12 protein-coding genes are annotated in these 13,137 nt (G+C 40.5%); 2 read left to right on the forward strand and 10 right to left on the reverse strand.

What is annotated here, in order from left to right:
• Positions 1–91: 91 nt before the first annotated feature.
• From dapB to ACOB82_RS16270, 3 genes are read right to left on the reverse strand one after another with little or no spacing between them, the layout of a single operon-like run.
• The gene (gene dapB / locus ACOB82_RS16260; protein WP_448214041.1) at positions 92–895 is read right to left on the reverse strand and encodes a 4-hydroxy-tetrahydrodipicolinate reductase; all 804 of its coding nucleotides are present in this window, start codon (positions 893–895) and stop codon (positions 92–94) included.
• The gene (locus ACOB82_RS16265; protein WP_448214042.1) at positions 892–1,338 is read right to left on the reverse strand and encodes a hypothetical protein; all 447 of its coding nucleotides are present in this window, start codon (positions 1,336–1,338) and stop codon (positions 892–894) included. The genes dapB and ACOB82_RS16265 overlap by 4 nt, the downstream gene beginning before the upstream one ends.
• A gap of 50 nt (positions 1,339–1,388) precedes the next feature.
• The gene (locus ACOB82_RS16270) at positions 1,389–2,009 is read right to left on the reverse strand and encodes an FKBP-type peptidyl-prolyl cis-trans isomerase (protein ID WP_448214043.1); all 621 of its coding nucleotides are present in this window, start codon (positions 2,007–2,009) and stop codon (positions 1,389–1,391) included.
• A gap of 291 nt (positions 2,010–2,300) precedes the next feature.
• On the opposite strand from ACOB82_RS16270, the gene ACOB82_RS16275 reads away from it, so the two are divergent.
• Positions 2,301–3,614: a Na+/H+ antiporter NhaC family protein gene (locus tag ACOB82_RS16275; protein ID WP_448214044.1), complete on the forward strand. Its 1,314-nt coding sequence runs from the start codon at positions 2,301–2,303 to the stop codon at positions 3,612–3,614.
• A 172-nt stretch (positions 3,615–3,786) separates the two neighbouring features.
• On the opposite strand, the gene ACOB82_RS16280 is transcribed toward ACOB82_RS16275, so the two are convergent.
• The 3 genes from ACOB82_RS16280 to ACOB82_RS16290 form a co-directional block, all read right to left on the reverse strand.
• Positions 3,787–4,434: a thiopurine S-methyltransferase gene (locus ACOB82_RS16280; RefSeq protein ID WP_448214045.1), complete on the reverse strand. Its 648-nt coding sequence runs from the start codon at positions 4,432–4,434 to the stop codon at positions 3,787–3,789.
• 65 nt (positions 4,435–4,499) lie between these two features.
• Positions 4,500–5,534 carry a protease SohB gene (gene sohB / locus ACOB82_RS16285; RefSeq protein WP_448214080.1) on the reverse strand — a complete coding sequence of 345 codons (1,035 nt, stop codon included), beginning with the start codon at positions 5,532–5,534 and terminating at the stop codon, positions 4,500–4,502.
• Between the two features lie 156 nt (positions 5,535–5,690).
• Positions 5,691–8,108, reverse strand: a complete 2,418-nt coding sequence (locus ACOB82_RS16290; protein ID WP_448214047.1) for a VolA/Pla-1 family phospholipase — start codon at positions 8,106–8,108, stop codon at positions 5,691–5,693.
• A 259-nt stretch (positions 8,109–8,367) separates the two neighbouring features.
• Here ACOB82_RS16290 and ACOB82_RS16295 point away from each other — a divergent pair, with 259 nt between their 5' ends.
• Positions 8,368–9,105, forward strand: a complete 738-nt coding sequence (locus ACOB82_RS16295; RefSeq protein WP_448214048.1) for a YciK family oxidoreductase — start codon at positions 8,368–8,370, stop codon at positions 9,103–9,105.
• 94 nt (positions 9,106–9,199) lie between these two features.
• Here ACOB82_RS16295 and fadD read toward each other — a convergent pair whose 3' ends face one another.
• The 4 genes from fadD to ACOB82_RS16315 form a co-directional block, all read right to left on the reverse strand.
• Positions 9,200–10,855 (reverse strand): long-chain-fatty-acid--CoA ligase FadD, encoded by a 1,656-nt coding sequence (gene fadD / locus ACOB82_RS16300; RefSeq protein WP_448214049.1) that lies wholly within the window; start codon positions 10,853–10,855, stop codon positions 9,200–9,202.
• Positions 10,856–11,037: 182 nt separating this feature from the next.
• Positions 11,038–11,955, reverse strand: coding sequence for an alpha/beta fold hydrolase (locus tag ACOB82_RS16305; protein WP_448214050.1), 918 nt, complete (start codon positions 11,953–11,955; stop codon positions 11,038–11,040).
• 56 nt (positions 11,956–12,011) lie between these two features.
• Positions 12,012–12,617, reverse strand: coding sequence for a M50 family metallopeptidase (locus ACOB82_RS16310; protein ID WP_448214051.1), 606 nt, complete (start codon positions 12,615–12,617; stop codon positions 12,012–12,014).
• A gap of 120 nt (positions 12,618–12,737) precedes the next feature.
• A complete protein-coding gene (locus ACOB82_RS16315; protein WP_448214052.1) occupies positions 12,738–13,088 on the reverse strand; it encodes a hypothetical protein in 351 nt (116 codons plus the stop codon).
• Positions 13,089–13,137: the final 49 nt, after the last annotated feature.

Genomic DNA, 13,137 nt, shown 5'->3' on the forward strand with positions numbered 1-13,137 from the left:
AACTGTTATATACAAATTTATGTTTAAAGCTCCAAAAGTGACAATCTTCTTAAGGATTGAGCCGCTTTATTTGCTAAGTTAATTGTTAATATTATTTTAATCCAAGTACATCTTGCATATCGTAGTAACCTTTATCAGCATTAGCTAGCCACGACGCTGCGCGCATTGCGCCTTGAGCAAATGTCATACGAGATGACGCTTTATGGGTTATTTCCAGGCGCTCACCTAAATCAGCAAAAAACGCTGTATGTTCTCCAACAATATCGCCCGCTCTGACCGTGGCAAAACCAATGGTTTTTTGATCACGCTCTTCAGTAATCCCTTCACGCCCATAAACTGCGCACTCAGCTAAATCTCGGCCTAAAGTTTCTGCGATCACTTGCCCCATTTTCATCGCTGTACCTGATGGCGCATCTTTTTTGAATCTATGGTGCGCTTCAAAAATTTCTATATCAGTATAGTCGCCAATCGCTTTTGCGGTAATTTCTAAGAGCTTAAATAGCAAATTAACACCAACACTGGTATTCGGCGCTAATAACACTGGCATTTGTTTACCTGCGTCTTTGATTTGCGCTACTTGCGCCTCTGAAAACCCTGTAGTACCAATGACTAGCGGCTTTTGATGTGTTTGGCACCAAGTAAGGTTATCTAAAGTCGTTTCAATAGCAGTGAAGTCAATGAATACGTCAGCCAGCTGAACAGACTCCAAAGAGTCAGTCGCGGTCAAACCAATTTTACCAATGCCCGCTAACTCGCCTAAGTCAAAGCCTAAAAATGACGAAGACGCTCGCACAGTACCGCCGACAAGCTCAATTTGGTCATACTCTACGGCGGCTTTAATCAGGTTACGGCCCATTCGGCCACTACAGCCTAATATTGCTACACTGGTAGTCATAGTTCGATTGATTCCTTTATTTGAAGATTAAGGCGGTGCTCAAATGGCGTGCCTAAGGCAGTATCATGAGAAACCACATTAAAAATTTTAAATTGTTCTTGGATAAAACTTAAATGATAAAGCGCAGAAAATTCAGCAAAAACTTGGTTGTTTTCCCCAACAAATTTCCAATCTATTGATACGCAAACCAAGTGCTTATTTAACCATTGATAGGTGGTATTTGCCGCTTTAAAGCCTTGCGTGTTATTGGTTTTAAGCATATCAAAGATGACTGAAAACTCGTTATCAAACTCAGCTTTTGACGATAACACAATAGTTTTTTCAGGCGTACTTAAGACACAAGGAAGTTGATAGCAGTTTGATAATATTGATAAATCATAATATGAAAACCCTTCGATATAACGCAGGAAAAAATTAACTAACTGTTGCTGTTCTGTTTTCATAAGTTTTACATGCAAAGAAAAGCCGGGATAACCCGGCTTATTAATTCTTATTAAAGAATATCTAATAACTCAACGTCGAATACTAACGTTGCATAAGGAGGAATAGCTCCTTGTGAGCCGCGCTCGCCATATGCCAAGTTATAAGGAACGTATAAACGGTATTTAGCGCCAACGCTCATTAACTGTAATGCTTCAGTCCAACCAGCAATTACACCGCCAACTGGGAATTCTGCTGGCATGCCACGATCGTATGAGCTGTCAAATACATCACCGTTGATAAACGTACCGTGATAATGCGTACGAACCGTACTAGCAGCTGTTGGCTTATCGCCTTCTGCATCAGTTAAAATTTCGTATTGTAAACCAGATTCAGTAACAGTCACTTCCGCGCGCTCAGCATTTTTTGCTAAAAACGCTTCGCCTTCTGCCGCTTTTTCTTTAGCAGCTGCTTGCTCTTGCTCTTGTAATTTTTGAGAAACAATAGCAAATGCTTCATTAAGGTCTTGATCGCTTACTTGGCTAGCTACATTAGCTAACGCATCAGCTAAACCAGCTTGTACCGCAGTTACATCAAATTCTTTAAATGGATTGTTACGTAACTGGTCACCTAATTGACGACCCACGCCGTAACTTACTCTTTGTTCAATTGATTCAAATTTATTATCAGACATTTGCATTTCTTCATTATAAAAATTGGCGGCAAGAATAGCATAGACGCCTTTAACAATGTACCCCCGATTAACCATTAATTAGCGAAATTTAACAATAAACAACACATTAACCGGATAACGCCTAACATTGTTCCTGTACTCAACCACTCTAGAATTTCCCAAAAAACACTTTAGACATCTAAACATCTAGATTGACATTAAAAAGTTAGCCCCTATAATTTCGCCATTGATTATCCCTTCTCTTTTTGCAATGTTATAGCGCTGCAAAATAAGAAAAATAAGAGAGCATATATGCAGGCATCAACCGCCCAAAAAAGTTTAGTCAGTTTATTCCCCTTCGCCGTGTTTTTAGGTTTATTCCTTGGTACAGGCATATTTCTAACCATGCAAGGCGTCGACTTTGCTTTTTATCAATTGCCAGCAAGTGTTGCGATAATTCCAGCGATCATTGTTGCAATTTGGATGGGTAAAGCATCTATTAGCGAGCAAGTACAACAATTTATTGAAGGTGCAGGCCACAGTAATATCATCACCATGTGTATGATTTACCTACTAGCAGGCGCATTTGCCGTTGTTGCTAAAGCAACCGGCAGCGTTGATGCCAGTGTGCAACTGGGCTTAGCTATTTTCCCAAGTTACCTCATTATTCCAGGCTTGTTTCTGGTCGCAGCATTTCTTTCTACGGCGATGGGCACATCAGTTGGCACCATTGCTGCTATTGCACCAATTGCTGCAGGTTTTATAGAAACCGCTGATTTAAACCCACTAATTGCTGCTGGCAGTATACTGTCTGGCGCCATTTTCGGTGACAACTTATCAATTATCTCTGATACAACGATTGCCTCAACTCGTAGCCAAGGCGCTCATATGAAAGATAAGTTTAAAGTGAACTTTAAATTTGCTTTACCTGCGGCAGTTATTGCCCTAATTATTTTTGCAACCATTGGTGGTAATGCTGATTATCAAAATGATAAACCGCTAGATGTGATTGGCTTGCTGCCTTATTTAACTATTTTAGTAATGGCATTAGTGGGAATAAATGTTTTCGTTGTACTTATAGTTGGTATTTTACTGGCAGCGGCGACTGGACTATTAAACAACGGCTACCAAATATCTGCCCTTGCCACAGACATTAACAAAGGTTTTGCCAATGTTCAGGATGTGTTTATTTTAGCGCTATTTATTGGCGGCTTAAGTGAGCTAGTGAAACGCCAAGGTGGCTTATCTGCATTGACCAGCTCAATTGAGCGCTTAGCAGGCAAGTTAAGCCCAAATAATAAAAAGCGTGCCTCTGGACTTGGTATTGCAGGCCTTGCTTTTTGTGCCAACTTTTTTACTGCCAATAATACCGTTTCAATTATTATTACCGGCGAAACCGCAAAAAGCTTAGCTAATGATGGCGATATTTCGCCAGCGGAATCGGCCAGCTTATTAGATATTTTTGCCTGTATTAACCAAGGGTTATTACCCTATGGCGCACAAGCATTGCTACTTGGCGCAACATTAAGCATATCGCCGGTTGAAGTAGTGATTTACGCGTTTTACCCGATGATCTTATTTTTTGCCGCCGGTTTTGCGTTTTGGCGCTTAACTAAAAGCCAGTAAGCTAACTTAAAGTACTCAAATAAAACAGCGCTCAAATAAAACAGTGCTCAAATAAAAAACACCGCAATTACGCGGTGTTTATTTATCTGAACTATTACCTAAATAAGCATTTACCTTAATAAGCATTGCCTAATGAAGGGTTACCTAAAGGAGGACTATCTAAACAAAACGATTAACGAGTAATACGATACAAAGTTTCGGTTAAGGCACTGACCTTTAACGACCGTCTGGCAAATTGTTTATCAGGAATGGCTCGCTTAGCAAGGCACTCAATTTTAAAACCAGAAAATAGTTGCTGTACTTTCGTCTTATCAATAGCAAAAGGCGGCCCAGCTAACTCACCTAATGGATATTCCACTGAAATCAAATAGAGCTCAGTATCTTGATTAATAAACTTAGCAAGATGAGCGGCGTATTGTGCTTGCATTTTTTCAGGTAAAGCAATTAATGCCGCGCGATCATAAATATAGTGAACACTAGGTAATAGAGCAGGTTCAAGTGAAAAAAAGTCGCCTTGATAGATTGACAAATTTCCACAGCGAAACTCTTGAAAGTCCGCTTTATTTTGACATTGATAGTCAAGCTTATTTTCATTGAAAAAGTCATGACAGGCAATTTCGCTAAGCTCAGCACCAATTACCTGACAACGCTGCGCCCACCAAAGCATATCCATCGATTTACCACACAGAGGCACCAATACAGTATCAGTTTGCTTAATCGATAACTTTGCAAGTTGCTCGATTAAAAACGGGTGTAAATCATCTTGATGAAAACCCAATGCGCCCGTTTCCCAACATTTGTGCCAAAACTCTGGATTCATTTGCTTGCTTACCCACTACCTTGTTTTGTTAATAAGTTTTACTAATCAGCTTTATCAATTAGCTATTAACTTGGAAAAATGCGATTACGTTGCATTAGTTTTGAAATAAAGCTATCAGCAGACAACGATGCCGCTTTTGACAGCTTCTCAGCTAAGCCCTTTTTCACTTGATATTTAATCGCGACAACTTGTTTAGTTTTAGCTGATTGATATAAATAATCATCACTGGTTTGAATATCATCAACTAAACCAAGCTCTTTCGCTTTTGTACCAAACCAATGTTCCCCGGTTGCAACTTTAGCAATATCTAAAGATGGACGATGATTGCTAACAAAGTCTTTAAACAGCTCATGGGTTTCTTCTAATTCTTCAACAAACTTCTCGCGGCCTTTATCGGTATTTTCACCAAACATGGTTAATGTACGCTTATATTCACCGGCGGTTAGTTGTTCAAACTCAATATCATTTTTCTTTAGCAATTTATTAAAGTTAGGCACTTGGGCAATGACACCAATTGACCCTAAAATTGCAAATGGCGCGGCAATAATATTGTTAGCAACACATGCCATCATATAACCACCACTGGCAGCGACTTTATCAACAGATACGGTAAGTGGAATATCTTTTTGACGAATACGATCAAGTTGTGAAGACGCTAAACCATAGCCATGCACCATACCACCACCAGACTCTAAACGAACAAAAACTTCGTCTTCTTTGGTGGCAACCGATAATACTGCCGAGACTTCTTCGCGCAAACTGGCCACTTCTTTAGCATCAATACTGCCTTTAAAGTCTAAAACAAAAAGTCGAGGCTTATCGGCTGGGGCTTCACCTTTTTTCGCCGCTTTCGCCTGAGCTTTCTCTTGTTTTTTGTCTTGTTTTTCCTTTTCTTTTAATTGCTCTTTCGATAATAGCGAATGAACAATCTCCTGCTCCACATCCTCAAAGTGTTCGCTTAAGTCTTCAATTTCAAGCTCACCTTTTTTTGATTTTTGTTTAATAGCCGCTCCAGCGATTACCGCAACTATGGCAACAAACGCCAACACGATTGTGATTGCTTTGGCTAAGAACAGCCCGTATTCGTATAAAAATTCCAATGCTTTCTCCATTTTTTGCTCTGCATGAGCAAAGCTTATCGATATTACTCAGTACTATATAGTGACTCATTGATAAAAAAAAAGCTCCCACTAGGGAGCTTTTTAATATTTAGCTAAATTTTCGTTAACTACTTACTTAACTGCTTACTTAACTGCTTACTTAACTACTGCGTCGTTAGTAATTGCAACAAGTTGTCCCATAGTTGCAAAGAAAGTCGTCACTTGCGTTTGCATTTCTTGCGTTGCAGCAGCACTTAACATCGCATCCGGTGATTCTGGACGCGTTGACGGGTCAAGTAATGATGAATGATGACCATTTAAGAATCTAACAGCACCAGAGCCTTCAGAGGTTTCGCTAACACCCGGTAAGCCAAGTAAGGCAATAGCTGGTTCAGTGCCGGATAATGGCGAGCTAGATACAGAGTTTGGAATAACCTGATCAGATAAGTTATCAACACCATTACCAACCACTTCAATTAAATGGGTTGGTGTTTGGGTGGCTGCTAAAATACCTGCGTAGTTCACTGGATCACCAGCATCAGTTACTGTTTGCGCAGCAAAAGTGAACTCAGCAAAAGTACCGTTTAACGAGCCTTGTTGCTCTGGAGTTAATGCATCAAAGAACACACCAAATGCCTGAACAAGTTCAGCTTCACTTGGGCCATTAGGGAACATTTGTGCCACTAGCGCTTGGAATTCTGGTGATACTGATAACGTTAAGCTAGCTTTAATTAAATCAGCAAATGAAGCCGACTCCATTAGCAAGTTTGCAACACCAACACCAGGCATACCTAATGAGTTAGTTGCTACTTTAAATAATGCATCGGCTTGTGGATCTAAAGGCATATTTGCCATTGCCACAAAGTTGATCCCCGTAATAGCGCCTAATGAATGCCCTAAGAAGTGAACTTTAGTTGTATCAACCACAACCGGGTTACCTTCAGCGTCACTACCATTAACAAAGTTTAAACCTAAACGCAGGCCCAGCATATCTGAAGTACTTTGACGTAAATTATCACGCGTTGTTAGTAAGTTCGCCAAGTTCATATAATGAGTGGCAGAAACGGTTGAGGCATTAATTTCATCAACACCATCACCATTTAAGTCAAATCCGCGACTACCATGAATCGGGTGATCTATGGCTACAGTGGCAAAACCATTAAGCGACAATAGACCCGTTACTGCTAGCATATCTTCTTTCTTCGAAGTAATGCCATGCTGTAACATAACAACCGGCCAACCACTTTCAGGCTGAGCAATTGGATCCATACCTAATGATGCTCTAACGGCATTTGCTACGGCAACATCAGGGGTGGTCATTTGCACATCTAAATTCATCATGGCCCGCATTGCTGGCACAGGGTTGAACTTAGTAATATTACGCTCTGGATCTAACGGTAAAACCGTACTTAAATCGCGAAGACCAGGCGCAGGCAAACCAGCCGCTTGTGAAATTGCCATACAAGTACCATCAATTTCGCTCACAGGCTCAGCAGGAATTGCTTCAGGATTTTGCGCTGCAAGGCCAGCTAAAATAGCGCCTGAGTCACATAGTGCTTTCCACCAGTCATTAACCGGTGCCATTGGATCTTCTGCGGTTGGCACACCTAAGTAGTAAGGCAAAGAAATACTACCCGACAAATAATTTGCTGTGCCGTAAATCGCTTGTAAATCAGCAGGTAGTTGTACACCTTGGCTGGCTAATACTTGCGCTACAGAAAAAGTAGTGTCTGCAACAGTTATTGCTGGAATATTTCCTAGTTGTAACCCCTGCGCCATTAATGACTTAACACTAACAAGTGCATCTACTGTTGACTGGGTTGTCATCGCCATTGAATAAATAATAGATTCTTTATCAACGCCAGCAGCAGAAACTGCTGATTCAAAACTATTAATCACACCTTGAAGCTGCAGTTGAGATTCACTGCCTAAAGGCTTTTCATTAATGTCTTGTTGAACTAGCTCATAGGTTGTAGAGCCTGCAATGGCCTTGCCTGAGTCATCCATTAAGCTATCAGTTAATACCAATACGTAAGTTGTTTTACCCTTTAATGGTTTTAATGGCACGACAGCAATGCTGCTACCGGCTTTTTGAGTAACAAAGTCTGTACCAAAAACTAACTCACTAATAACTCGACAAGCAGCACCTTGTGGCACTTGTGCACATTCTTCAGAGGCGAATGCCCCGCCCATTTCTGTTTCAAAAATACGAACAGATGCTGGATTAAATACAGAGTTTCCGTCAAGTGAACGGCCTTCAACCACATCGATATCAATAACGAATGGATTATTAGTTGACCAACCATCTAATGCGCTAACCGCAACTAACGGATCTGAAAAGTCAGTTGGGTCATCAACAGGCGTGTTTAACGTGCCATCAGTCGTACCAGAGAACAACAAATCATTTGGTACTGATAAAACGCCATTAGCAGGATCGAAAATAACACGCGAGGTAGGTGTGGTAACTGGACCGTTTTCGGCCACATCTTTTTGTACATCTTTAATGGTTTCACTGTCACAGCCACTTAAACTAAGTGCGCCAGCAATTGCCATACTAAGAACTAGCTTTTTCATTGTATCTCCCCAGAGACTAGTCTACTTATTTTTTTATATTTTATAGCTTTGAACTCGTTACCTTTATTTATCGTACAACACGACCAAGTTAACTAGTTAGACCAGTTAAAGTTACACAAAGATTCATCATAGTGCTAGCGCTTTTTGAAAATTCGAGTTTTTTTTGCTGAAAATCGATAATTTCTGCCAATTTTTACTCGTCAAGCAAAGCCCTGATGCGTAAAATCCCCCCATCCAATAGATAAACTATTAGCTCTCAATGTTCGACTATCAAATTAAAAGCAATTCACTAAACCACAAAGTAATCTTAGTAACAGGCGCCGGTGATGGCATTGGTCGTCAAGCGGCAATTACCTACGCACAACTTGGTGCAACGGTAGTATTGTTGGGAAAAACTGTCGACAAGCTAGAAGCGGTTTACGATGAAATTGTTGGTGCAGGTTTACCTGAGCCTGCCATAGTGCCATTAGATTTAAAAGGCGCGACAAAACAAAACTATATCGATATGGTTAATACCATTGTCGATCAACTTGGCCGACTAGATGGCGCATTACTTAACGCCTCGATATTGGGTGAGTTAACACCATTTACCGCCATTCATGAACAAATTTATGATGACGTTATGCAAGTGAACGTTAAAGCGCAGATGTTACTAGCCCAAGCGCTTATTCCTGCGTTAACTTCCGCTCCACAAGGGTCATTGGTATTTACTAGTTCAGGTGTTGGTAATAAAGGCCGTGCGTATTGGGGCGCCTATAGCATGTCAAAATTTGCTACAGAAAGCATGACCCAATTAATTGCCGATGAATATGAAGGTACTAACTTACGTACTAACGCGATTAATCCAGGAGCAACAAAAACGCCAATGCGTGCAAAAGCTTACCCAGCAGAAGATGCAAGTAAGCTAGCAACTGCTGAGCAAATTATGCCGCTGTATGTTTACTTAATGTCAGATGACAGTATCGAAGTTAATGGGCAAATTCTAAACGCACAATAATAATTAGTCGGTAATACAATAATTAAAAAGCCGGCAATTGCCGGCTATTTTAATTATTGTATAAATATTTGATAAACATAAATTTAGTTAAAAACTACCGTAATTCACGACGTAAAATTTTACCAACATTGGTTTTTGGTAATTCATCACGAAATTCAATAATTTTTGGCACTTTATATTTAGTTAAATGCTCAGCACAGTGAGTAATTAATGCTTTTTGAGTAAGTGATTCATCCTTGCGAACAATAAATAGCTTAATGATTTCACCACTAACCTCATGAGGTACACCAACTGCAGCAGCTTCAACAACAGCAGGATGCATCATTGCCACTTCTTCAATTTCATTTGGAAAGACATTAAAGCCGGAAACAATGATCATGTCTTTTTTACGGTCAACAATTTTAAAGAAGCCGCGCTCATCCATTTCAGCAATATCACCGGTTGCCAACCAGCCATCTTTTAAGATTTCATCGGTTGCATCTTGACGGTTATAGTAACCTTTCATGACTTGCGGGCCTTTCACCCACATTTCACCTGCTTCATTGATGTCGGCAGTTGTGCCATCTTCACGAACAATTTTGACATCAGTTGACGCTGCTGGTACACCAATAGTGCCATCATAGCCACTAATATTGTATGGGCTCATTGATACCATAGGTGCACATTCTGTTAAGCCATAACCTTCTAATAAACGGGTTTTAGTTAAGTCTTGCCAGCGCTCAGCAACAGGTTGTTGCACAGCCATGCCACCGCCTAACGTCAGCTTTAATGTTGAAAAATCTAAATCCGCAAAACTAGGAGTATTTAATAAACCGTTAAATAAGGTATTAACACCGGTAATTGCAGTAAATGGGTATTTAGCTAACTCTTTAACAAAATTAGGCATATCTCTTGGATTGGTAATCAATAAATTAGTACCACCAAGCGTCATAAAGGTTAAACAGTTCGCGGTTAAGGCGAAGATATGATAAAGCGGCAATGCGGTAACCACTAGCTCTTCACCTTCGTTTAACATAGGGCGAATTGCTGCTTTTGCCTGCTCTAAGTTAGCAACCATATTACGGTGCGTTAACATCGCGCCTTTTGACACACCCGTTGTGCCGCCAGTATATTGCAGAAACGCTAAATCCTCGCCGCTAATAGCAACATCATCAAACATTAAGTGGTCACCTTTGGCTAATACCTGATTAAATTTAATCGTATTTTTTAACTTGTAGCTAGGCACCATTTTCTTCACGTACTTAACCACAAAATTAACCAGCATACCTTTTAGGCCACCTAAGCGATCACCTAAACCCGTTAAAATCACATGTTCAACCGGCGTTTCGTCAATAACCTCTTGTAGAGTGTGCGCAAAGTTTTCAACAATTAACATGGCTTTCGTACCAGAATCAGTTAACTGGTGCTTTAACTCACGAGCGGTATATAAGGGATTTACATTTACAACAGTAAGGCCGGCTTTTAATGCACCAAATAATGCGATTGGGTATTGCAAAGTATTTGGCACCATAATGGCAAACTTATCGCCTTTAACTAAGCCTAAATCTTTTTGAAGATAGGCAGCAAATGCATCGACTTGTTGGGCTAGTTCTTTATAGGTAATTTCTGCGCCCATATTAATGAACGCGGTGCGCGCTGAATAAACACCTACATATTTGTTGAACATCTCAACAATAGATGAATATTTATCTGGATCAATTTCGTGTGGAACTCCGGGAGGATAACTTTTTTCAAGCCAAATTTTATCCACAGTTCTCTCCTCTTTCTAAACCTGACACACGTGACGATTATTATATTTATAGTATTATCAAGATGTTCTGATAACGCCACCGTTAACTGCAACCGGACGACAAGACGTCCGACCTCCGAGCTTTTGCTCGAAAGTTTCGCATAATTCCATATTTTGCATAGAAATCCTAGTGTTTTATCTCACTATCTAGCGATATCTTGCCAAAATTTTTCGATTAAGTTCGCAACTTGTTGTGGTTTTTCCATATGTACATGGTGTCCACCTGCAACACAGTGGCTGGTTAATTGCTTAAAGCAACCAGCATATTCCTTTATACCAACTTGAACCATATCTAAGCCTTTATCGCCATAAATTAAGTTAACCGGACATTGCACATCACCAATTAGTTGTTTTGCTTGTTCAAGCGTTAATCGGTATGGCGAGGTATTACGTAAGCGGCTATCAGCACGCCAAATATAGCTATTTCCTTGCTGCATTAGCCCACGTTTTACAATAAGTGCAGCTTGTTCAAACGCCAGATCAGAGACTAATACCCGAGCTTGAATAGCTGACTCTATTGAGCTGTGTTTATTTTTTTGTTTGCTGCGCCCTTTTATTCGACTTTCTAAGCCTTTACGAAGCTGTTCCGTGGTGTTTTCTGGTTTATCAGATACAAAACCAATCGAGTCTAACAAAGTTAATGACTTAACTTTTTCTGGATAAGCGGCAGCAAATGCCGTTGCGACCATTGCCCCCATAGAGTGAGCAACAATATCAATTGCCGGCCATTGGGTAACCTCGAAAAGCTGCACTAAATCATAGACCCAATCAATAAAATGATAATGGGCATCAAAACTACGATGAGACGAAAAGCCATGACCTGGCCAGTCAATGGCAATTAATTTGCGATGGGGTAAGTGGTCAAATAGTGGTAAAAAACTCGCCGCATTATCTAACCAGCCATGTAAACATAAAGTCACCATCTCTGGTTCGCCACCATTCTTTGTACTTGGTAAAGCTAAGTCATGTGTTGCTTTACCGTGTGTGGCTATACCGTGGGTAGAAAGGCCATGTAATGCTAACTCATTAATTTCAAAACAAACTTCTTCGGTGTTAACCATAAACTTACTCACTAACCGGTTTATTATTATTTTTAATTGTTTTTAAGCAGCTATTGCTAATTTGCTCGCTTAAATGCCACTAAATACAAAAGTCCTAATGCCATTGAGGACCAAATGATGATCCAAATAAACTCTGGAATAAAGGTCAACTCGCTTAAGGTTGCACCGTCACCTAAATGACGACCATCAAGTAAATAAAATGGGCTAAACAAAGCATTTAATAAGATACTAATACCGATAAACTGTAAACCATAGTTAAGCATTGTTGTCTTAGCGTAGCGCAGTTTCACCGAAAACAAGGCAATAAGCACTAACATGATCACTAAGGTTAAAATATCGCGAACCCAAAAAATAATAGTCATCACCAACAAGCTTAGCAGTAAACTAATCACCACTTGGCTAAAGCGAATACTGAACGATGAGAGTGCATATATTAGTGCGCCCCAAACCGCTGCTCCAGCATAACCAGAAAAGCTAGTTAATAGGCGAAAGCCGCCAACTGTTGTACAAAGCCCTGCACCATTGGGAAATAACTCAATACGGACAACTTTGCCACCAGCCAACATTGCCGCAAGACCATGACTGATTTCATGAAAGTAGCTTTCCAGCCAATTTAGCGGTAAAGAAAGCAGCGGAATTTGCCGGATAACAATGGCCGCCAATAGCAGTAGCCAGAATGCATAGCGTTTAAAAAAAGAATTAGATGAGTTTGAGTTCGACGTTACAGTGTTCAAGGGTACAGAGCTCAAAGTTATTGGAAGTATTTGAAAAGGTGTCTAATTTTACGCAAAAAGATCAACACCCAACAACTGCTGAACACTTTCTCGTTGTTCAATAGCATCGACTGAGCGGTAAGCGCTAATTGCGGTGATATTTTGATTAGATGGCTGATCGTAGCCTGCTTGCTGCTCGGATGTTTGGTTAGCCGTTTGGCGACGTTGCTGATTTTGCTGCTCAAGCACTGCAATAGCATTTTCGTCAACATCGACGCGATTGACTTGTTGGCGCTGCTCAGCCTGCTGTTGTTGCTCGCGCGCACGCTCAGCAGCTTGCTGTGCTTGCTGCTGATTGTTTGTTTGCTGGCGAACTAGCTGAGTAGCTGAGCTCGATACTGTCGTGCTTTTTACATCCATAGCCATAATCTAGCAAAAGTTTTACCAACTGGCGAATATTATCAATGAG

The organism is Colwellia sp. MEBiC06753 (assembly GCF_053470325.1).

Excerpts from the sequence above, each read along its gene's own strand:
- ACOB82_RS16265 (WP_448214042.1), bottom strand. The coding sequence starts at position 1,338 with ATGAAAACAGAACAGCAACAGTTAGTTAATTTTTTCCTGCGTTATATC.
- ACOB82_RS16315 (WP_448214052.1), bottom strand. The coding sequence starts at position 13,088 with ATGGATGTAAAAAGCACGACAGTATCGAGCTCAGCTACTCAGCTAGTT.
- ACOB82_RS16305 (WP_448214050.1), bottom strand. The coding sequence starts at position 11,955 with ATGGTTAACACCGAAGAAGTTTGTTTTGAAATTAATGAGTTAGCATTA.
- ACOB82_RS16280 (WP_448214045.1), bottom strand. The coding sequence starts at position 4,434 with ATGAATCCAGAGTTTTGGCACAAATGTTGGGAAACGGGCGCATTGGGT.
- ACOB82_RS16275 (WP_448214044.1), top strand. The coding sequence starts at position 2,301 with ATGCAGGCATCAACCGCCCAAAAAAGTTTAGTCAGTTTATTCCCCTTC.
- ACOB82_RS16295 (WP_448214048.1), top strand. The coding sequence starts at position 8,368 with ATGTTCGACTATCAAATTAAAAGCAATTCACTAAACCACAAAGTAATC.
- ACOB82_RS16270 (WP_448214043.1), bottom strand. The coding sequence starts at position 2,009 with ATGTCTGATAATAAATTTGAATCAATTGAACAAAGAGTAAGTTACGGC.
- ACOB82_RS16290 (WP_448214047.1), bottom strand. The coding sequence starts at position 8,108 with ATGAAAAAGCTAGTTCTTAGTATGGCAATTGCTGGCGCACTTAGTTTA.
- dapB (WP_448214041.1), bottom strand. The coding sequence starts at position 895 with ATGACTACCAGTGTAGCAATATTAGGCTGTAGTGGCCGAATGGGCCGT.